The sequence below is a fragment of the Methylomonas sp. LL1 genome, assembly GCF_015711015.1.
Classification (GTDB): domain Bacteria; phylum Pseudomonadota; class Gammaproteobacteria; order Methylococcales; family Methylomonadaceae; genus Methylomonas.
This window is the reverse complement of sequence record NZ_CP064653.1, coordinates 2,066,683-2,086,534: the sequence shown is the minus strand read 5'-3', so window position 1 is coordinate 2,086,534 and position 19,852 is coordinate 2,066,683. Positions and strand designations below refer to the sequence as shown.

Genomic DNA, 19,852 nt, shown 5'->3' with positions numbered 1-19,852 from the left:
AACGAGGGCGAATGCCGTAATAACCTCCAAGGTGGGCGAGGGGGAATATAAATTCCCTATCCTTCCGAATCCGTCCGGTCGCTGGCGCCGCGTAGGGTCTCCAGCGCGGTTTCATAATCGAATATATCGATTTGGCGAGAAAATTCGCTATAACGCTTGCCCAGTCTGGTTCGCAGCAGATTGGCCGAGTCCCTGGCTAAATTACTGGCGAGGGCGTTGTTTTCGGCCAGCAGTTTTTCCAGCTCGGCCAGGGTCCGCCGCAAGCGTTCCGGATCGATGTCGCCTATATCGGTCTGCTCCATGGGTTCGGCTTCGACGGGCAAGGCCAAAATGGCTTGTACCAGTTGCGTCAGCTCGTGATCGCATAAGCTAGCCAGTTCCGAGCGCTCGGCAACGCTGGCCTCCCGGCGAAAGGCGTTATCCAAGCGCGCGGCCAGATCGGAAACCGTGCGAGCGCCCAATGTAGCGGAAACGCCTTTTAGATTGTGCGCCAGGCGATGTGCATCCGCGATATTGCCGTCGATCAGAAAAGCCTGTACCTGTTTCATGTCTTCGGCGTGGGATTCGGCGAATATGCGCAGCAGGTGGCGATATTTAGCGCTATTGCCCTTGACGGCCCCTAGGCCGGCCGTGACATCCACGCCGGGTAGGTTGAAGGCTTGGGCCGGAACCGGAGGAGGCGATAATAGCTCGGCGGAGTCAAACCTATCCACCGCTAAGCGCTGGCGGTCGTCGGCGGATAGCCAACGCAAAACCGTCTCGTAGAGTTGTTCGGGATTGACCGGTTTGGCGACAAAGTCGTTCATGCCGGCATCCAGGCAAGCATGCCTATCGTCGTCGAAGGCATTGGCGGTCATGGCCAAAATCGGCAAGGGCGCGAAATCCGGCCGGGAGCGTAGTGCCCGGGTAGCGGTCAAACCGTCCATTTCCGGCATTTGTACGTCCATCAGGACCAGATCGTAACTATTTGACAGCACCTTTTCCAACGCAATCCGGCCGTTTTCGGCGGTATCCACCGACAGACCAGCGCCGTGCAACAATTCCAGCGCCACTTCCCGGTTGATGGGGTTGTCTTCCGCCAACAGTAACCGAGCGCCGGTAAAATGCCGGCGCAGCATGGCTTCGGCGTTGGCCGATTTCCCCCAGGATGCGCTGGGTATGACGCCATGGCCGCGCTGTAACTTGGCGGTAAACCAGAACGTGCTGCCATGGCTTGGCGTACTTTCCACGCCCGCGTCGCCGCCCATCATATTTGCCAGATTGCGGGTGATGGCTAGTCCCAAGCCGGTGCCGCCGTATTGGCGAGTGATGGAAACATCGGCCTGGGCAAAGGCGGTAAACAGCATGGGCAAACTTTCCGGGGCGATGCCGATGCCGGTGTCCTGAACTTCAAACCGTATCAATAAACCCGCGTCGGTTTCGGCCAGTAATTTGGCGCGCAGCCAAATGCTGCCTTCCTTGGTGAATTTGAGCGCGTTGCTGACATAATTCAGCATGGCCTGACGCAGCCGGGTCGGATCGCCGCGCAGCCAGAGCGGAACACCGCCGCTATCCACTTCGATGCTCAGACCCTTGGCTTGAGCCTTGTCGGCAATCAGCGAGCGTATATGGTCCAGTATGGTTTCCAGGGCAAAGTCGGTTTGTTCCAGTTCCAGGCAACCGGCGTCTATTTTCGATAAATCCAGAATGTCATTGATGATGGCCAACAAATGTTCGGCGGCCATGTCGATTTTTTCCAGACGTTCGCGCTGGTCTTTGTTCAACGGGCTTTGCCGCAACAGATAGGTCAGGCCGATGATCGCATTCATCGGGGTCCGAATTTCATGGCTCATATTGGCCAGAAAGGAGCTTTTGGCCTGATTGGCGGCGTCCGCCTGCGCCCGGGCCGCCTCCAGTTCGGCGGTGCGGCTCGCTACCAGTTCCTCCAGGTGATGACGGTGTCTGTCCAGTTCCTCGCCGATGCGTTTTTTTTCGGTGATGTTTTCCTTGACCGCCGCGTAATGGCTGATGGTGCCATCGGCCTGGCGGATCGGAGTCACGATGGCGAATTCCACGTATTCGCTGCCGTCCTTGCGCCTGTTGACGAATTCGCCCTTCCAGATTTCGCCGCGCAGCATGGCGTCCCAAAATGCCCGATGCGTTTCCGGCGAGGTCTTGCCGGATTTGAGAATGCGTGGATTTTGGCCGATGATTTCCTCGCGGCTGTAACCCGAATTGCGCAGAAAGACTTCGTTGACGTATTCGATCACACCGTTTTGATCGGTAATGACGATGCTTTCCGGGCTTTGCTCGACCACTTGGGCCAGTTTACGTAGTTGATCCTCGGTTTTTTTGCGTTCTGTGATGTCGCGGATCACGCCAGCGGCATGCCATTGGCCACCAAGCAAGGTCGCCGACAGCGAGAGTTCGATCGAAAATTCTGTGCCGTTTTTGTGCAGGGCCGGCAGTTCCAGGGTGCGGGCAATTACCGGGCCTTCACCCGTGTTAGCGAAATGTGCCATACCGGCCGCTGCCGCCGCATGGAAACGCGGCGGGGCAAGGAGTGCGTGTATCGGCTGTCCCAATGCCTCTCGGCTGCTGTAGCCAAACATAGTTGTGGCTGCCGGGTTCCACAGTACGATTTTGCCCTCTATGCCATCAACCATGATAAAGGCATCGCGGATGTTTTCGGTGGCTACCCGGAAGCGTTCTTCGCTATCGCGTAGCTCCTGCTCGATTTGCTTGCGCTGAGTAATATCCCGGTTTACGCCGCGTCGTCCCAGATATTCGCCGCTAGTGTCGAAGATGGGTTTGCAATGATGGCTGATCCAGACGTGGCGACCGTCTTCGCGCATGATGCGGAGTTCCAGTTCTCCTTCATTGGGATCAAGACAAATCAGGTGGTGAAGATAGGTGGCTCTGTCGTCCGGATGGATGACGTCGGCCATTAAACAGGGATCGGCTAGAAAATCTTCAATGTTCCGCAGGTAAAGCCGGGCGCAGGCCGGCGACAGGTACTTGAGGTTACCGTCGGGATCTATCCAGAAGATGCACTCGGAGGCGTTTTCGGCCAGCAATCGGTATTTGGCTTCCGACTCTTGCAGTTCGACATGCGCGGCTTCGGCGCTGGCCCTGGCCGCGACCGCATCTTCCATCAGGTTGAGGGCCGCAATGCGGGCCTGGCGTTGCTCTTCGAGGGCGGCTGTTTGGCTCTTGCGCAGGGCGGCTTCGGCCTCCTTGCGCGCGCGCCGTTCGTTGGCCTCGTCCATGCCGCGCGCGATGGCGGGTAATAGGCGGGTTAGATTGTCCTTCAGCACAAAATCGCTAATCCCTAGGTGCAATAGTTCGACCGCAGTTTCCTCGCCGACGCTGCCCGAGACCAAAATTACCGGCAAATCGGGGTTGAACTGCCGGATTTGTTGCAAGCTGGCGGGAAAATCCATGCCGGGTACGTTATAGTCGGACAGCACCGCATCCCATGGGCCGTTTTGAAGCGCGGCTTTCAGCTCCATATCGTTTTCCACCCGCCGGCATTCGGCGTCCTGGCCGCAGTGGCGAAAATGCCGCTCCAGCAACAGAAAGTCGGCCGGGACATCTTCAATGATCAGCAGCTTGAGTGGGGCGTTCATCGTGGTTTCAGCGCGCCGGCGCGGGTTCGTTCGTCAGCAGCCAGTACACGCCCAGGCGCGTGACGGTTTCGGCGAATTCGGCGAAGTCCACCGGTTTGCGCACGAAGCTGTTGGCGCCAATTTCATAGCATTGCAGGCGGTCGCGTTCCTCATCGGAAGACGTGAGTATCACCACCGGCAGTAATGCGGTGCGGCTATCGGCGCGCAGGCGTTCCAGCACTTCCAGGCCGGACAGCCGAGGCAGGCCGATGTCGAGTAACACCAGGGTGGGTAGATCGGGACCGTCCCGGTCGGTAAATTCGCCGAGCCGGAATAGATAATCCAGCGCCTGTTGGCCGTCTCGCGCCACCTCGATTTTGTTGGCCAGGCCGGCTTTGCGCAAGGCACGCAAGGTCAGCATTTCATCCTGGGGATTGTCTTCCACCAACAGCAGGGTTTTGCTATTCATTGTTAAATCCTATTGGTCTCGCGCCGATTCCGGGCGCTGTTCGGGCAAGGTAAAACAGAATACCGCGCCCTTGCCCGCTTCGCCCCGCGCCGATATGCCGCCGCCGTGCCGGTTTATGATGCGTTGCACGGTGGCCAGGCCGATACCGATGCCGGGGAATTCATCCTGCCGGTGCAGACGCTGAAAGGGCTGAAACAGGCGGTTGGCGTGCGCCATATCGAAACCGGCGCCGTTGTCGGCCACGCAAAAGTGGCGCACTCCATCGCGTTGCTCGGCATGGACCCGTATCATGGCCGGATCGGTCCCCGCAGTGTATTTCCAGGCATTGCTCAGTAGATTGGCCATCACCACTTCCAGCATGCGAGCATCGCCATAAGCCTGTAATCCGCTCTCCACCTCGATCGATACCTGGCGTTCGGGCTCGTTTTTGGCCAGTTCGGCCAGCAGGTGTTGCGACATTAAGGAAATGTCCAATGCATCATGCCGCAACTCGCCGCGCGTGCCGCGTGAAAGCGTCAACAGGCCGTCAATCAATTCGCCCATCTTGCGGCTGGCCAGGTCGATTTGTTGCAGATAAACCCTGGATTCGCCCTGTAAGCTGTCGCCGTAATCCTCGATCAGGGCTCGGCTGAATCCGCTCATGGCTCGCAGCGGCGCGCGCAAATCGTGAGACACCGCATAGGCGAAGCTGTCCAGTTCGCGATTTGCCGCGCTGAGTTCGAGCGTGCGTAGGTTGACCTTTTGTTCGAGATTGGCATTCAGTTCCCGGATTTGGGCCGCCACCCGTTTTTGCTCGGTGATGTCCCTGACGATTTGCGATGCACCGACCACCTGGCCGGCGAGGTCCAGAATCGGCGACAGAGTGACGGACACGTCTATCCGGTTACCGTTTTTGCGGATCAGTTGGGTTTCCAATTGATTGATCGATTCACCGCGCCTTATGCTGTCCAGCCGCTGTTGTTCGTCGTCGTGCTGTTCCGGCGCTATCAGGCAGAGCAGGGAGCGGCCTATCATCTCATCCGCCGAGTAACCGAAAATCCGTTCAGCAGCCCGATTCCAGCTGGTACCGATATTGTCCAGGGTCTTGCCGATGATGGCATCTTGGGAAGACTCGACAATGGCGGCCATTAGCATCCGCTGCCGCAGCAGACCTTCCTCGGCGGCGGCCTTGGCTATTCTCAATTCTTCCTCGATCCGGCGGCGTTCGGCGATTTCGCTTTGCAGATCTTGGTTGATTAGCCGCAATTGAGCGGGGCTGGGCAGTTTCAATGCATGCGGCAGCAAGGGCCACAGCACGGCGGCGGTGATGACCGATAGCAGCGCGGTGGCCGCTCTCAGCAGGGCGTCCAGGCCATATAGCGGCGTCCACAGCACAATAGCCCCCATCAGATGGGTCGTGCCGCAAGCCATGATAAACGCGGCAAACAGCCACAGCAGCCATTGGTAGGGGAAGTCCGCGCGCCGCCGCGCGAAATAGGCCAATGCCAGCGGCATCGAAAAATACGCTATAAAAATCAACAGGTCACTGATCGCGTAAATCATGACCAGGTTCGGCGACCAGCTCAGGCAATAGCCGTGAGGGATGTAATCCTTCACCGCAAACAACAGGTTGAGTTGGTCGATCATCATTGGCTGCTCCAAAAAATAGCCGTGGCGGCGGCCTGATTAGTGAGGAACACTGGACACGGGGCCTGTGGTAGGAAGCCAATCATGCGCCGTCTTCTCGACTAGAGGGTTGGGCCTGGTCATCCAGAAAAGCCAGCGGGTAAGGTGCTTCCCGGCCCAGTTGGCGGGATAGGGCGTTGATCCGTTGTTTCAAGGCTATCATGTCCAGCTCGCGTCCCGTCATCAGACGATTGAAACGTTCCAGTTCGGCATTGTGGCGCGACAATTCCTCGGCCTGATACTTCAATGTTTCTTCGGCGGTTTTGCGGGCGGTGATGTCGGAATGGCTGATCACAACACCGCCCTCGGCGATGTTCAATGGGGTAGCGTGCATCACGAACCAGCGTTGTCGGGTCGGCGAATGGCAGGGATACTCGAGACTGAACTGGGGCAGCCGAGCTTCCAGTACCGCTAAGATACCATCCCTGGCCGCCTGCGCGCCCTCCGATGAGAAGCCGATGCTATGCCGGCAGATTTCCAGGTAATTCATGCCTATTCCGGTTTGAGCGGCCGGTTGGCCGGCGTAAAGCCCGTTTTCCTCGGCAAAGCGTTTCCAGGGTTGGTTGACAGCGATAATCACGCCTTGTTTATCCAGCACGGCAATCGAGGCGCTGACCGAATCGAGAATGGCGTGTTTGAATGCCTGGTTTTGACGCAAGCTCAATTCCGCCTGTTTACGTTCGCTGATGTCGAGGACTTGGCCGATCACCGCCGGCCGGCCTTGATAGTCGATAGTCGAGCCGTGCGCCTCGATGTCAATACGCCGGCCATCTCGGCGCAAGGCCACAACGATGAAATGCATGATCTCGGACAGTTCGCCGTCGATCAGCCTGCGTATGTTTTCCAGCGTCTGTTCGCGGTATTCCGGGCTGACCAGTTCGGCGACCGGCACCCGGTCGATCAAATCCTCCGGCGCGGCATAGCCGAAAATGCCGGCGAAGGTCGGATTGACATAACGTAAGTTATTATCCTGAATGATATAGATGCCGGCCAGCGATTGTTCCACCAAGGCCCGGAAGCGGTTTTCGCTTTCGCGCAGAGCTTGTTCCGCGCGTATGCGTTCGCTGATGTCGCGGCAAATGCCGAACAGGCCGATGATGTTGCCGTCGGCGTCGTGCAACGGCCCCTTGCTGGTCAGGAAGGTTTTTTCACCGTGGGGTGTGCCGAGGGTTTCTTCATTGGTAAGAATACGGTTATCCGCAAGCGCGATACGTTCGTTGGCGAGCAGCTGATCGGCCTGTTCGGCCGGGAAGATAGCGTATTCGTTCTGGCCCAATACCGCCTCGGCCGGCTTGCCGACCATATCGGCGGCCGCTCGGTTGAACAGCACGAAACGTCCGGCTAAATCCTTGGCGAAAATACTGTCGTTCGAGCTGTCGACGATAGCCGTCAGCAAATTCATCTCCCGTATGCGTTCCGCCTGTGATTGCTGCAGGGCTTGGGCCAAAGCCAGCCTTTGGTTCTGCTTCAACAGCTGGAAACCGGCGCCGGTGATCAGCAGAATCAGTAAGCCGCTAAAACCGATCCAGTCGGCATCGTCGATGGCTTCGGCGTAGAGTTCGGACCGGTCAAGTTTGGCGGTCAGAAACCAGTCGCTGCCGGGGACGGCTTGCGTCACGCCGATCACCGGTTCGCCGCGATAATCCAGGCCTTCCAGGGCGTCACCCGGCCGGATTTCGCCGTGCTGTACTGCTTGGGCGGCCAGTAGTTTTCTGTCCAAGATGGGTAGCCGCAATGTCGCTGTTGTGTTTTGTCGATGGCGTAATTCGTTGAGATAGAGTATCTGGTCGCCATCGCGCCGGAATATTAAGGTTTCACCGCTGACGCTGGGCGCAGGCCAGTTTTGCAGGGTAGGGAATAACCAGTCATGCGGATCAACGTGCAAAACCACCAGTGGCGCGGAGCCGGACACCGACGCCAGTGGCGCGATGAAATCCAGCCGCGGGCGCCCGGACACTCCTCGGTATAGTCCGACATGCAGAACCTGCTGTCGGGTGCCGGCCAGCCGCGCGGCGGCTTGCAACTCGGGGGCGACCGTTTGCGGCGACTCGGCGCTGCCCCACAATTTATCGCCGTTTGGATCGAGTAGGGTCACGGCATGGAATCCTTGGATTTTCCGATATTTTTCCAAGTGTGCTTGTAGGCGTTGGCCGCTATCGGTATCACCCGATGCTTGCCAATTCAGGTAATATTCGGCCAGGGTCTCGTTGGCCCGGATAAATTCGGCATCGTCATGCCGCTCACTCAGCCAATCGGCTATCTGGCGCGACTTCAGCTCGGCGATGGCTTGCAATCGGGCGATTTCCCTGGACTTGTTATTCGCAAAGGTATGGGTAATGCCAGCGGCGGCCAGTGCGAGTATGCCGGTTGCCAAAAACGCGAACAGCAGTTTCAGTTGGCGCGAATGGGTGGTTGGGCTGAATTTGGCTTCGGAATGGCCGCCGAACCAGCGCCGCATCAGGTCATACAGCAACAATGCGGTGATAGCGACGAACAGCCAGCCTTTCAGTGTGCTGGCCAGGATGATTTGGTCCGGGTCGCTGAACAGGATGCGTATGCATTTGTCCGATAATAATATCCAGCCGGCCGCGAATAACACATACACCAGGACCACGAGCAGGATTCGGCCACGGTCCGACGGTTCCGCTTGGTCGTTGATCGGGTTGGCTGGCATGGCGGCGGGCGGGTTCAGGATAGTGTGGGGTAAGGTGCCGCGCGCCGGGCACGGCCAGCGCTGTCGGTGCGAATAGTCATGCCAGCGCTCCTTGGGGGTAGGTAATATTGGCGATAATCCCGCATAGTGGGTTTGATGCGGCCGGAATCATGCGCTTATTCCACTATCGGATCGCGATGGCGATCGGCAATATCGCAAAAAACCGGGTAATGGGCCAGGAAGGCGTCGACCATGTCGGGGTCGAAATGTTGGTTTCGGCCGGCGGCAATGATGTCCCGCACTGCCTCGGACGGCATGGCCTCCTTGTAAACGCGGCGCGAAATCAAGGCGTCGAATACATCCGCCAGCGCCATGATGCGGGCCGAAACCGGAATGGCTTCGCCGGACAGGCTATCCGGATAGCCTGTCCCATCCCATTTTTCGTGATGCCAATGGGCGATTTCCTTGGCCAAAATCAAAAATTCCACCGGTCTTTCCACATCCTTTTCGGCTTCTTCGATGGCCACGGCGCCGATATAGGCATGGGTTTTCATGATTTCCCATTCTTCCGGATTAAGTGGCCCCGGTTTTTGCAGAATATAATCGGGAATGCCGACCTTGCCGATGTCGTGCAGCGGTGCCGAGCGCGTCAACAACTGGATGTAATGGTCCGTCAGCGTGGTTGAGAAGCGTGGGTGGTTTTGCAGTATCAAGGCCAATTGCTGGACATAGCCTTGGGTGCGCAGGATGTGATTGCCGGTTTCCGGGTCGCGGGTTTCGGCCAGATGCGCCAGCGCCCGGATGCTGACTTCCTGGATTAGGGTGTTTTCCATCATGCGTTTGGCGATTTCGGCTTCCAGCCAGGCATTCTGGTCGGCCAGACGGTCGCGCGCTTGTTTCAGTTCCAGTTGGGTGCGGATGCGAGCCAGCACGATGGGCGGCACGATCGGTTTGGTGATGTAATCCACCGCTCCCACGTCCAGGCCGCGCAACTCGGCCTCGGTGCTGTCCATCGCCGTGACGAATATCACTGGGATATGGTTGGTCAGCGGATTGGCGTGCAATTGCTCGAAGACCTGGTAACCGTCCATGTCCGGCATCATTACATCCAGCAACACTAGATCAGGAACCGTGGCGTCGGCGATACGCAGGGCTTTTTGGCCGGAAGTGGCTACCAATACCCGGTAGAGCGGATTCAGCAATTCGCCGAGAACGGTTAGGTTTTCCGGGGAGTCGTCAACAATCAATATCGTTTTTTGGGTTAGCGTCGGCATGAGTGTCAAGTGGTCGTTATGTTTTTTTGCCTAAAAAATCATGTCTACCAATAGGCTATGGGGCTAGCGAGGCAACTCTAACATGGATTTGCCGGTGGAGGATATGCTAAAACCACCGGCTTGAGGTGGTTAGGGGGCTTTCCTTAGCTTGCGGCTGGGCCGCATGCCTTGAGGAGAGGATAGGTTGGAATCCGTATCATGCCGAAACGGATTATTTCGGCCCATGCAAGCCTTAAGCGCCCTGACTCAGTGCCAAGGCCAAATTGATATGTTTAGGGCTGGAAATAGATAAAATCAGCGGGCCGACGCTGAGCATCGCCACCTTGTTGCTGGTTCCGACGATCACGATCTGTTCAATTGCCCCCAAATCCAATTCTTCGGCGCCTTGTTGCGCGGTGCGGATACTGTCCTGGACCAGCGCGCCGAACGCTTCCATGTTGGGCGCCTTGTCCGATTGGGCCAGAATCAGACCGTCGTGGTAAGCGGCGCAAGCGCTAATACCTTTGATTTTGCCGACATTATTGACCAAGGCTTGTACCGCATCGATAAATTGACTGCGTTTTAAGCGTGTCGTTTCGCTGATGTTGATGATGTCGGCCGACGATTGCCGCCGCGCCAAAACGTAGGCATCGGCCAGTCGATTGAGTTCGGCCAATTGCGATTCTAACCAATGCATAGGAAAGTATGGGTTGAGGTTTTAGTTTGATAGGTAACTGGCAAACAGTTTTTTCAATACCGGAATGGTTTCTTTCAATTCAAATCGGACCCGGCCCAGCAGGGCATCGCGTTGGGTGACCAAGGCCAGCATGAAGCCCGCTTCTATCGGCGTGGACAGAATATAGCCTTCGGTATTTTCGCAAATCACCAGATTAGTCACATGATGGCCGACATGCTGCGCCGCTTTGGCCGCCGCGCCGAACACGACTTGGACCGAGGCGCCGATGGCATCGGTATTGATCTCCGAATCCCGGTGTATATGGGTGACAAAACCGTCGCCATCGACGATGGCCGCGGCCGTGACGCCTTGTAAGCTCATCAGGTTGCGTAGGATGGAATCAATCTCGGTCGATTGGGATTTGCGGACATCGAGCTGAAGGATGTTGCTCATAAGGTACTCCTGAAAACGTGTTTGGGTGTGCCCGGTTACAATAAATCGACGCGTATTAAACAGGTTTTATCGCCCAGTGCATTGCATTTGGTTTCGGTCGCCTTCACATTGCGCTTGAAAAAGGTTTTGACGATGCCTCCGACCATGCCGGCCTCGAAATGGCAAATCGGCGCCGATACGTTGTGGATGCCGGCGCAGGAAACGCATTCGTCGACCCGCAATTCGAGCATGCCGGCGTCCAAATCGACCTTGTCCGGCACGACCAGGCCGATGCTGAGTTGTCGGCATAATAACTTGATTTTTCCGACATAGGTTTCCAGATCCCTGTCGATATTGGCGGCCGCGATTTGGCCCATGGCCAAGCCCAGACTCTGGCCGGAATGATAGACCAATGACGGCGCGCCTTGTCCCAGTATGTCTTCCACGTTCGAGCCCAAAGCCACCATGCGCAGGGCTTGGAAAAGCCGTATCGGTATCATGGGACCCAAATCCTTGCGGTTTTCGATCTCGAACTCTCCGGAAATAATGCCATCGAGAATTTGCTGTTGAGCAATCTGGTAGTCTGATTTGGTGTTTTGTAACATGACTTCTATCCTCTAGTGTTCGATTATTGATCCAGGCAAGACAGTTCTGCCCGGCGATTCAAAGCCTGTCCGGCTTGGCTGTCGTTGGCGGCGGCGGGTTTGCGCATGCCTTCGGATGCGATGACTATTCGTTGCGCCGGGATGCCGTTGGCTAGCAACAGTTTTTTTAAAGCCTTGGCTCTTGTCAGCCCCAGTTCTTGATTGCCGGCATCCGAGCCTAAACTGCAAGTATGTCCGGTTAGTTTGATCAGGTTGGGGCAACGGTTGGCGGCGCTGACCAAATTGCCGAGTTCGTTGGGCGTTAATGGATTCGGCTTCTTGGAGGCGAATTTGAAATAGACGCTAAATAAGTTGCCGGATGGTGCCGGGGGCGGCGTGATGTCGGCGGCTGTTGCCGCCGCCGTCTCTGTCACGGGCGCAGATTCAGCCGCGCCGGTTTCGATTGGTGCTGGCGATGCCGATGCCGGCGGGTTGGCGGCCGCTTCGGTAAGGGTTTCAGCTGCCGGCACGGCCGTATGATTTAAAACCGGAGCGGCGGTTATTGGCGGGGCTTGGTTGGAGGGTACGGCAGCGGTAGGGCTGGTATGCTCCAGGCTAATGGCGGGCATGGGTGTCTTTTCCCGGAATAAATAGAGACCGACTAAAACAGCCGAGACAAAGGTCAAGCTCCAGCCCGATCGGTACCAGACGGATTTGGGTTCGACCACGCCAGCCGGCTGTAGTATGCCGTCCAAGCCGTCATAATCAAGCGATCGGTCTTTGCTCATGCCATTTCCTTTATCGTGGGTCCAAGGCAAGGAACTATGGTTAATGAAACCTTGCCCGATACATCCCGCGTCTTCCGATGTTGTTGATTGATATTTGGAACCACTTCAGGTTAATCCCTAATGTTGCTAACACGCCATTTGTCCGGGGTCAAAGTATAGTATGAAATTAAATTGTGATTACTATAACGTTTTTGGGTGATTGTTGAGAGAGGGTTATCGATTATCGTTCGGCAATCGTGGCCGAAACTCTCCAAAGGTGGTTTATGGTAATAAATTCACCGCACTCCAAAAAACAGTCATTGACTGAGCGGAGTCGAAGCCAACTATTCGCTTCGGCTATTTTGGCTTCGCTCAGAACAAGTCCACTCAGCAAACGATAGTTTTGGTTTTAGGAATGGGTACAAGCTAATCGCCATTTGAAAATAAGCCAGGTTACATTGAGGGCAATGGCTAGTTCAATTCCGACAAAAGCCGTTCTATCATGCTATTGGCTTGGCCTAGGTAGCCGCCGCCGAACAAATTCAGATGGTTGAGGATGTGGTACAGGTTGTACAGGGTTTTACGGGTTTGATAGCCGGGGTCGAGCGGGTATTCGTGCCGATAGGCGGCCTGGAAATCTTGGCCGAAACCGCCGAATAATTCGGTCATCGCGATATCGGTCTCTCGGTCGCCGTAATAACAGGCCGGATCGAACATCACCGGATTGTCTTGCTTGTCGCTTGCCGCATTGCCGCCCCACAGGTCGCCATGCAGCAATGCCGGTTGTGGTTGATAAGTGGTAAAAAACGCCGGAATTTGTTCCAGCAGTTTGCGGCCCTTGTCTTGCAGGGCGCCGGTGAAGCCGTTGTCCGCGGCAAATTCCAGTTGCTTGCCTAGCCGCTGTTGGCGCCAGAAAGTCGGCCAGTCGGCATGGCGCGTGTTATGTTGCGGGGTCGAGCCTATGGTGTTGTCGATAGGCCAGCCGAAAAAATCCCGAGGTTGCCGATGCAGATTGGCGAGTTGTTGTCCAAAGCGGGCGGCGCTGTCGCCGCGTAAAGCTCCCAGTTCGATATATTCCAGTACCAGATAAGCCTGATTTTCACGCGTGCCGTATAACACTACGCGCGGTACTCGCACCTGTTGCAGCGAATCCAACTCCCGTAAGCCGGCGGCTTCGGCTTCGAACATGCCCAGCAGGCTGGCGCGGTTCAATTTGATAAACCAATCGACGCCATCGGCTTGTAGCCGGTAAGCGGCGTTGATATCGCCACCGCCGACGCCGGTAAGGCGGTGGTTGCTCAGTGGATGTCCGTTGACTTGCCGCAGATGCTGAATCAGGCTGGCTGAAACCTGCATGGCGTTGCTATTGGCCCCAGCTGTCGCGTAGCGTGACGGTACGGTTGAACACCGGTTTGCCGGGCATGCTGTCGACACTGTCCAGGCAGAAATAGCCGGTACGCTCGAATTGATAGCGGATATCCGGTGTCGCATTAACCAAACTGGCTTCGATGCGGCAATCGTTTAATACTTCCAGCGAATTCGGATTCAAGGCATCCAGAAAGTTATCCAGCGTGTCCGGGTTGGCGTGGCTGAACAGGCGATCATAAAGCCGCAGTTCGGCCGGCAGTGAATGTTGTTCCGATACCCAGTGAATCACGCCCTTGACTTTGCGGCCTTCCGGATTTTTACCCAAGGTGGCCGGGTCGTAGCTGCAGTGCAATTCGATCACGTTGCCGGCGTCGTCTTTTACCACCTCATTGCATTGGATGACATAGGAGCCGCGCAAGCGTACTTCACCGCCGGGTACCAGACGTTTGTAACCCTTGGGCGGATTTTCCGCGAAATCGTCTTGTTCTATCAGTATGACTTTCGAGAAAGGCACTTCGCGGCTACCCATCTCCGGTTTTTGCGGATGGTTGGCGATTTGGTAGGTTTCGGTTTTGCCGTCTTCCCAGTTGCTGATCACGACTCGCAACGGCCGCAGTACCGCCATAGCCCGTGTCGCGCGTTCGTTCAGGTCTTCGCGGATGCAGTTTTCCAGCACCGCCATTTCGATCCAGGAATCGTTCTTGGTGACGCCGATGCGCTCGCAAAAATCGCGGATCGCTTCCGGGGTGAATCCGGCTCGACGCAGGCCCGAGATGGTCGGCATGCGCGGGTCGTCCCAACCCGTGACGTGTTTTTCGGTGACCAGTTGCAACAACTTGCGCTTGCTGACGATGGTGTATTCCAGTTGTAGGCGGGCGAATTCGATTTGCTGCGGGTGGCAAGGGGTTTTCAAGGTATCCAGTACCCAGTCGTACAGTGGACGATGATCCTCAAATTCCAACGTGCAAATCGAATGGGTGATGCCTTCCAACATGTCGGACAAGCAGTGGGTGTAATCGTACATCGGATAGATGCACCAAGCATCGCCGGTGCGATGATGATGGACCCTACGGATACGGTAAATGGTTGGATCGCGCATGTTCATGTTGGGCGAGGCCATGTCGATCTTGGCTCGCAGTACATATTGGCCATCGGCGAATTCGCCGGCGCGCATGCGTTGGAATAAATCCAGGTTGTCTTCGATCGAACGGCTACGGTCGGCGCTTGCCTTGCCGGCTTCGGTCAAGGTGCCGCGGTCGGCGCGCATCTGCTCGGGGCTGGAACTGTCGACATAGGCATCGCCTTGTTTGATCAGTTGGACCGCGTAATCGAACAACTGCTCGAAATAATCCGAGGCATGGTATTTGCCGGCCCATTTGAAACCCAGCCAGGCCACGTCGCGCTCGATCGACTCCATGTATTCGACGCTTTCCTTCTCCGGATTGGTGTCGTCGAAACGCAGATTACAGGTGCCGTTGTTTTCAGCGGCCAAGGTAAAGTTTAGGCAGATGGATTTGGCGTGGCCGATGTGTAGATAGCCGTTGGGTTCCGGTGGAAAGCGAGTGGCGACTTTGCCGTCATTTTTATTGATTGCCAAGTCCTCGGCAATAATGTGACGGATAAAGTTGGATTGTACGGGGCTTTCGCTGCTGGACATGATTAATGGCTAATGGTTTGAAATGAGTGAAGGGTGCGATGGATGATCGCCGTTGAAGCATTTTAACGAGTTTGGCTCGATTTCGTAAAGGTATAGCCAATCCGTTCAATTCAACGAAATCGCCAGGTGATTGGGGCTAAGCCGCTGTTCGAAAAGATTTTTCTAATTTATTAGCACTCTTTGTTGTCGAGTGCTAGAATTCGGTCATCCAAATTTTTACATCGAAGTAGAGGGTGCTATGAACAATATGTTGGCTTTGCCGATCAATTTGTCGGTTGGGACTTTCGACAGTTATTTGAGTCTGGTTGCGCGCATGCCCAAATTGTCCTCCGAGCATGAATACGAACTGGCCGTGCGTTATCGCGACGAAGGCGACATTAATGCCGCCCGCGAACTGGTCATGTCCAATCTCCGCTTTGTAGCTCATGTGGCGCGTGGTTATTCGGGTTACGGATTGCCGCTGGCGGACATCGTGCAAGAAGGCAATATCGGCTTGATGAAAGCGGTAAAACGCTTCGATCCCGACATGGGCGTGCGGCTGGTATCGTTTGCGGTGCATTGGATCAAGGCCGAGATACACGAATACGTGATTAAGAATTGGCGCATCGTCAAGGTTGCAACCACCAAGGCTCAACGCAAACTGTTCTTTAATTTACGTAAAATGAAAAAAGATTTGAGTTATTTGTCGCCGGATGATGCTGAAGCGATAGCCGAGAATCTGGATGTCGACGTCAAAACCGTTTTTGAAATGGAAAGGCGCCTGGATGGCCGCGATATCGGATTGGAACCGGGCCTGGATGATGATAGCGAAGACGGCAGCGTTGCTCCGATTGCCTATCTGGAACAGCAAAATGCCGATCCGGCCTTGCTGTTGGAAAACAGCGATTGGCAGGATAGAAAGGAAGACCTGCTGATGAACGCCATGTCCGAGTTGGACGACAGAAGCCGGGATATTCTGGCTAGCCGCTGGTTAATGGAGCAGAAAGCCACGCTGCACGAGTTGGCTGACCGTTACCAGGTGTCCGCCGAGCGCATTCGACAGCTGGAGCAAAATGCCATGAAAAAACTCAAAGCGGTAGTGTTGGCGGCCTGATCGTAAAAAAATACTTGGCAAAACTTATTTAGGTCTTTATAATGCCCACTTTCTTTGCCGGGGTGGTGAAACTGGTAGACGCGCCGGATTCAAAATCCGGTTCCTTCGGGAGTGTCGGTTCGATTCCGACCCTCGGTACCAAACATGTGTACGGAGACGTGCAAAGAAGTATTAAAACCCGCAAGCCTCAAGGCTTAGCGGGTTTTTTATTGTTCAAAGAAGTTCAACAAAATGCAGTGACATACACCCAAAACAGTGACACGTTTAGTGATACGCGGTAAATTTAAGATTAACCGTATCACTGCGTATCACTTTTGGTGTCACTCAATGGCTAAAAATCTCAATAAAGACACGGTCTACAGGGCTGCAAAGCCTAAAGACAAAGACTACACCATCAATGACGGCGAATGTCTGGCGTTGCTCGTCAAAACCAACGGATCAAAGCTTTGGCGATTTATTTACCGGTTTGGGGGCAAGCAAAATCGGCTTGGTTTTGGCTCTTATCCGGAGACATCACTCGAAAGCGCCAGGCGCAAAGCCGAAGCAGCCCGCGAGCAAGTTGCCAACGGCATCGATCCCAGCGCAACGCGTAAACAGGAAAAGGCCGACAACCAACAGGCCGTCGAGGCTCAAATACGCCTTGATGCCGGGCTTCCGCTGATCAACAGCTTCGAATACGTTACACGAGATTGGTTGGCGTCAACTGCTCACACCGTCCGCTACATTACCCAACAAAAGAAACTTCGCCGATTCGAGCTGTATGTATTTCCGGCAATTGGTCAAAAGCTTATCGGCGAAGTGAAGTCGCCGGATGTTTTCGCCATCGTGCGGCCGCTAATCATTAAAAACCAACTGGAAACCTCGCACCGTGTGCGCTCAGACATTAGCGGCGCTTTTTCCTATGCCATCGCCCACGGCTATACAGACTACGATCCGGCTCAAGCGGTAGGCGCTCAAATACCGGCACAAAAAGTAAAACACAACGCGGCCGTCACTGAGCCCAAGGAAGTTGGCCAATTACTGCGGGACATCTCCTGCTATCAAGGCACGTTTGTTGTGCAATGCGCATTAAGACTCTCGCCATATTTGTTTCAGCGTCCGGGCGAAATTCGCCAAATGGAATGGAAGGACATCGACTTGATAGCCAAGGAATGGCGCTACTTTGTCACCAAAACCGAAACGCAACACATTGTCCCGTTATCGCGCCAAGCGGTGGAGATTTTGGAAGCCATCAAGCCGCTAACCGGTACCGGACGATACGTATTCCCTTCAAGCCGCGGCGACGGCAGGCCCATGTCAGACGGTACGATCCGCACCGCGCTAAAAACCCTTGGATACCAAAGCGACGAGATGAGCGCCCACGGTTTCAGAACCACCGCATCGACCTTACTCAACGAACAAGGCTGGTCGCCGGATGCGATCGAGCGTCAACTGTGCCACATGCCCAAGGATCAGGTACGCGCAGCCTATAACCGCGCACAATACCTGGACGAACGCCGGCGGATGATGCAAGCCTGGGCCGATTACTTGGACGCATTGAAAACCGGTGCGCAAGTAATCCAGTTCCCACGCCAGGCATAACCCGGCCTGGAAAACAGTTTTTTATAGAATTAATAACCCAGCATACCCAGCACAGTCAGCACTACCAAGGCTTACAGACCATTAAACCCAGCATTCGACCCGGCACTAATCCACCACAAATCTTTATTTGGTTACTTCTTTTTTACCCCGAAAACTGATTTGATTTATTTTTGCTGTCACAGTATCTTGGTGCTAAGATACTGTGACATTTAGGAGGGCGTATGGAAATAGTGAAAGTACACGATGACCAATATCATGAAACGCGGGTAAAGCGCTTGTCCGATATTGCGGAAGCGCCGCGCGGTCGAACGGCCACTCACGACAAGACCATCAACATGTCATATAGCCGGCCATTGTATTCGCACAGATGCGCGGTTTGCGGCAAGTGTTTCGAGGGCATTAAAACAGCGATCACATGTAGCCCGGCATGCCGCAAGAAAAGGCAGCGGCTCGCGCAAGGTCAGGCATAATGGAATGTCCGGCCGGTTGGTGGCATCAATCCGGCGGCATGCCTTGCAACAGTGCAACAGCGCCGCGTATTTGGCTTGGACAAGCGCATCCGGCTAGAGCAATAACGGGCCGACTATCTTGGTCTTATTCAAACAGCATGAGCAATTTGCATAAGGTCAAAATACATCAGCCGGGTATGGTCCGACTTGTCTTTTTGGGTGAGATATGAAAATCCGTTATTTTCATAGAAGGGCAAAACATCATCCTTGTTTAAGGCGTCGACGATGACAAACCGGCAGCCGGTTTTATTGCCGGTGACAAACCAAATCTTGATGAAGTCCATAATCTTCGAGCCATATTTTTGCTTTTTATAGTCCTTATGGACGGCAAAACGGCCGATTTTTACTGCTGGCATGGTTTTGTAGCGCTTTCTATTCGGTAGCATGCGACGAAAGCGATTGAAGTTATCAACGTCTTGGCTGGTGATGGCGTCGTTAGAAACGCTGAAATAGGCTATGGTTTTATCCTGCAGCCGCCAAGCATAGGTAACAGCCAATAATTCACGGCAATTGGCTTTTGAATCTTCGAGAAAGAACTCGTTTAAATCAGGATCACCGCAATCAAAGGATGGATCCCGCTCGTCGTCAATACCGAGTCGGACAAACTCCAAACCATCCATATGTTAGCTTTCGACAATGCGAACACTTTTGAAAACCGCCATCATGCGGTCATATTCTTGTTTCGAGATAGCTTTTTGAGTGGCTTCACGCATTTTCTGGTTAAAACGTTGGGCATCTTTGCCATGAAGTACCGGCGTGTCCTTTACCTTGCTTGCCATATAATTTGCTCCAGTATTAGGCGGACGTTATCGCCGCTTATCGTATTTCGTTGAACCTTGACGGACTATAATACACCGCCATAAATTAGGAGCAAAGCGCCTAATTGATGTTTTAACCGGTTCAATCAATCGCACCCTTCAGTAGCGCCAGGCGTTCGGCTTTGCTGAGCGTGCTTAACAAATTGACCGCCAGTTGCATGGTCGATTGGAGCGGCGGGTTAAGGTAGTGCTTGAACCCCAGCGTGGTGACAAACGTAGCGTAGCAATCCTTATTGGTGCAACTGCAATACAAATCGGCCACGGTTTTTTCATCGTTCATATTGTTGCGGGAAGTGATGCGGGCTTTTTGGTGGCAGTTCGGGCAATAAACAGTCATATGAGCGTTCCGGACGAATGGGTGAGGTTAGAAACTTTACCAAACTTGACGCGTAACGGCATGTTATGCCGCCGTCAATTCAACCCGTCGGCCGGCTCGGGTAAGCCAGCGTTACCCGTTGCCGCCCAAGTCATGCCAACCCTGGAACTGCTGAAGATCATGCTCGAGTGTGGCCATACCGACATGAAAATCATCATAGGCCTTTGCGAATATTGGCGGCAATTTGGTGACCGGCCGGCCAATCTGGAAGCAGACTTCAAGCGGCTGTTTCCGGATCAATAATTGGCGGTATTCAGCGCAGTTTGTTTATAATCGAATCAACCGGATAGCTTTAGCGGGCAATAAGCGGGTTTCGTCCACCTGTTTCCGGTTAACCCTTCTTGGACGACTTTCACTTGGACGG

Annotated in this window: 17 protein-coding genes and 1 tRNA gene; 4 read left to right on the top strand and 14 right to left on the bottom strand. The window is 54.8% G+C overall.

All coding sequences use genetic code 11. The features are described 5' to 3' along the window. Nucleotides 1-56 precede the first annotated feature (56 nt). The 11 genes from IVG45_RS09735 to IVG45_RS09685 all read right to left on the bottom strand — a co-directional run bounded on the left by IVG45_RS09735 (nucleotide 57) and on the right by IVG45_RS09685 (nucleotide 15,111). Nucleotides 57-3,608, bottom strand: a complete 3,552-nt coding sequence (locus IVG45_RS09735) for a PAS domain S-box protein (protein WP_196437620.1) — start codon at nucleotides 3,606-3,608, stop codon at nucleotides 57-59. Between the two features lie 7 nt (nucleotides 3,609-3,615). Next, entirely contained in the window at nucleotides 3,616-4,056 is a 441-nt protein-coding gene (locus IVG45_RS09730) for a response regulator (protein WP_196437619.1), read from the bottom strand. A 9-nt stretch (nucleotides 4,057-4,065) separates the two neighbouring features. Beyond that, nucleotides 4,066-5,685 (bottom strand): sensor histidine kinase, encoded by a 1,620-nt coding sequence (locus IVG45_RS09725; RefSeq protein ID WP_196437618.1) that lies wholly within the window; start codon nucleotides 5,683-5,685, stop codon nucleotides 4,066-4,068. 79 nt (nucleotides 5,686-5,764) lie between these two features. Further along, complete coding sequence (locus IVG45_RS09720; RefSeq protein ID WP_196437617.1) at nucleotides 5,765-8,395, bottom strand: PAS domain S-box protein; 2,631 nt, start codon at nucleotides 8,393-8,395, stop codon at nucleotides 5,765-5,767. Nucleotides 8,396-8,550: 155 nt separating this feature from the next. After that, complete coding sequence (locus IVG45_RS09715; RefSeq protein ID WP_196437616.1) at nucleotides 8,551-9,648, bottom strand: response regulator; 1,098 nt, start codon at nucleotides 9,646-9,648, stop codon at nucleotides 8,551-8,553. 232 nt (nucleotides 9,649-9,880) lie between these two features. Next, the gene (locus IVG45_RS09710; RefSeq protein WP_196437615.1) at nucleotides 9,881-10,324 is read right to left on the bottom strand and encodes a roadblock/LC7 domain-containing protein; all 444 of its coding nucleotides are present in this window, start codon (nucleotides 10,322-10,324) and stop codon (nucleotides 9,881-9,883) included. Nucleotides 10,325-10,345: 21 nt separating this feature from the next. Next, a complete protein-coding gene (locus tag IVG45_RS09705) occupies nucleotides 10,346-10,756 on the bottom strand; it encodes a roadblock/LC7 domain-containing protein (protein ID WP_196437614.1) in 411 nt (136 codons plus the stop codon). 35 nt (nucleotides 10,757-10,791) lie between these two features. Further along, nucleotides 10,792-11,340, bottom strand: coding sequence for a V4R domain-containing protein (locus tag IVG45_RS09700; protein WP_196437613.1), 549 nt, complete (start codon nucleotides 11,338-11,340; stop codon nucleotides 10,792-10,794). A 23-nt stretch (nucleotides 11,341-11,363) separates the two neighbouring features. Next, entirely contained in the window at nucleotides 11,364-12,107 is a 744-nt protein-coding gene (locus IVG45_RS09695; RefSeq protein WP_196437612.1) for an OmpA family protein, read from the bottom strand. A gap of 450 nt (nucleotides 12,108-12,557) precedes the next feature. Further along, entirely contained in the window at nucleotides 12,558-13,442 is an 885-nt protein-coding gene (locus IVG45_RS09690) for a fructosamine kinase family protein (protein WP_196437611.1), read from the bottom strand. A 7-nt stretch (nucleotides 13,443-13,449) separates the two neighbouring features. After that, complete coding sequence (locus tag IVG45_RS09685; RefSeq protein ID WP_196437610.1) at nucleotides 13,450-15,111, bottom strand: glutamine--tRNA ligase/YqeY domain fusion protein; 1,662 nt, start codon at nucleotides 15,109-15,111, stop codon at nucleotides 13,450-13,452. 238 nt (nucleotides 15,112-15,349) lie between these two features. On the opposite strand from IVG45_RS09685, the gene rpoH reads away from it, so the two are divergent. The 3 genes from rpoH (at nucleotide 15,350) to IVG45_RS09670 (ending at nucleotide 17,785) form a co-directional block, all read left to right on the top strand. After that, nucleotides 15,350-16,204: an RNA polymerase sigma factor RpoH gene (gene rpoH, locus IVG45_RS09680; RefSeq protein ID WP_196437609.1), complete on the top strand. Its 855-nt coding sequence runs from the start codon at nucleotides 15,350-15,352 to the stop codon at nucleotides 16,202-16,204. 56 nt (nucleotides 16,205-16,260) lie between these two features. Further along, nucleotides 16,261-16,345, top strand: a tRNA-Leu gene (locus tag IVG45_RS09675). A 186-nt stretch (nucleotides 16,346-16,531) separates the two neighbouring features. Beyond that, a complete protein-coding gene (locus IVG45_RS09670) occupies nucleotides 16,532-17,785 on the top strand; it encodes a tyrosine-type recombinase/integrase (protein WP_196437608.1) in 1,254 nt (417 codons plus the stop codon). A gap of 598 nt (nucleotides 17,786-18,383) precedes the next feature. Here the strand turns inward: IVG45_RS09670 and IVG45_RS09665 are convergent. The 3 genes from IVG45_RS09665 to IVG45_RS09655 all read right to left on the bottom strand — a co-directional run bounded on the left by IVG45_RS09665 (nucleotide 18,384) and on the right by IVG45_RS09655 (nucleotide 19,449). Then, the gene (locus IVG45_RS09665; RefSeq protein WP_196437607.1) at nucleotides 18,384-18,914 is read right to left on the bottom strand and encodes a GNAT family N-acetyltransferase; all 531 of its coding nucleotides are present in this window, start codon (nucleotides 18,912-18,914) and stop codon (nucleotides 18,384-18,386) included. 3 nt (nucleotides 18,915-18,917) lie between these two features. Beyond that, a complete protein-coding gene (locus IVG45_RS09660; protein ID WP_196437606.1) occupies nucleotides 18,918-19,073 on the bottom strand; it encodes a hypothetical protein in 156 nt (51 codons plus the stop codon). 121 nt (nucleotides 19,074-19,194) lie between these two features. Further along, nucleotides 19,195-19,449, bottom strand: coding sequence for an ogr/Delta-like zinc finger family protein (locus tag IVG45_RS09655; protein WP_196437605.1), 255 nt, complete (start codon nucleotides 19,447-19,449; stop codon nucleotides 19,195-19,197). 21 nt (nucleotides 19,450-19,470) lie between these two features. Between IVG45_RS09655 and IVG45_RS09650 the strand changes: the two genes are divergently transcribed. Further along, nucleotides 19,471-19,731, top strand: coding sequence for a hypothetical protein (locus IVG45_RS09650; RefSeq protein ID WP_196437604.1), 261 nt, complete (start codon nucleotides 19,471-19,473; stop codon nucleotides 19,729-19,731). Nucleotides 19,732-19,852 lie beyond the last annotated feature (121 nt).

Coding starts and splice junctions, on each gene's coding strand:
- IVG45_RS09660 (WP_196437606.1), bottom strand. CDS start 19,073: ATGGCAAGCAAGGTAAAGGACACGCCGGTACTTCATGGCAAAGATGCC.
- IVG45_RS09700 (WP_196437613.1), bottom strand. CDS start 11,340: ATGTTACAAAACACCAAATCAGACTACCAGATTGCTCAACAGCAAATT.
- IVG45_RS09685 (WP_196437610.1), bottom strand. CDS start 15,111: ATGTCCAGCAGCGAAAGCCCCGTACAATCCAACTTTATCCGTCACATT.
- IVG45_RS09695 (WP_196437612.1), bottom strand. CDS start 12,107: ATGAGCAAAGACCGATCGCTTGATTATGACGGCTTGGACGGCATACTA.
- IVG45_RS09730 (WP_196437619.1), bottom strand. CDS start 4,056: ATGAATAGCAAAACCCTGCTGTTGGTGGAAGACAATCCCCAGGATGAA.
- rpoH (WP_196437609.1), top strand. CDS start 15,350: ATGAACAATATGTTGGCTTTGCCGATCAATTTGTCGGTTGGGACTTTC.
- IVG45_RS09735 (WP_196437620.1), bottom strand. CDS start 3,608: ATGAACGCCCCACTCAAGCTGCTGATCATTGAAGATGTCCCGGCCGAC.
- IVG45_RS09710 (WP_196437615.1), bottom strand. CDS start 10,324: ATGCATTGGTTAGAATCGCAATTGGCCGAACTCAATCGACTGGCCGAT.
- IVG45_RS09715 (WP_196437616.1), bottom strand. CDS start 9,648: ATGCCGACGCTAACCCAAAAAACGATATTGATTGTTGACGACTCCCCG.
- IVG45_RS09690 (WP_196437611.1), bottom strand. CDS start 13,442: ATGCAGGTTTCAGCCAGCCTGATTCAGCATCTGCGGCAAGTCAACGGA.
- IVG45_RS09670 (WP_196437608.1), top strand. CDS start 16,532: ATGGCTAAAAATCTCAATAAAGACACGGTCTACAGGGCTGCAAAGCCT.
- IVG45_RS09720 (WP_196437617.1), bottom strand. CDS start 8,395: ATGCCAGCCAACCCGATCAACGACCAAGCGGAACCGTCGGACCGTGGC.
- IVG45_RS09705 (WP_196437614.1), bottom strand. CDS start 10,756: ATGAGCAACATCCTTCAGCTCGATGTCCGCAAATCCCAATCGACCGAG.
- IVG45_RS09655 (WP_196437605.1), bottom strand. CDS start 19,449: ATGACTGTTTATTGCCCGAACTGCCACCAAAAAGCCCGCATCACTTCC.
- IVG45_RS09725 (WP_196437618.1), bottom strand. CDS start 5,685: ATGATGATCGACCAACTCAACCTGTTGTTTGCGGTGAAGGATTACATC.
- IVG45_RS09665 (WP_196437607.1), bottom strand. CDS start 18,914: ATGGATGGTTTGGAGTTTGTCCGACTCGGTATTGACGACGAGCGGGAT.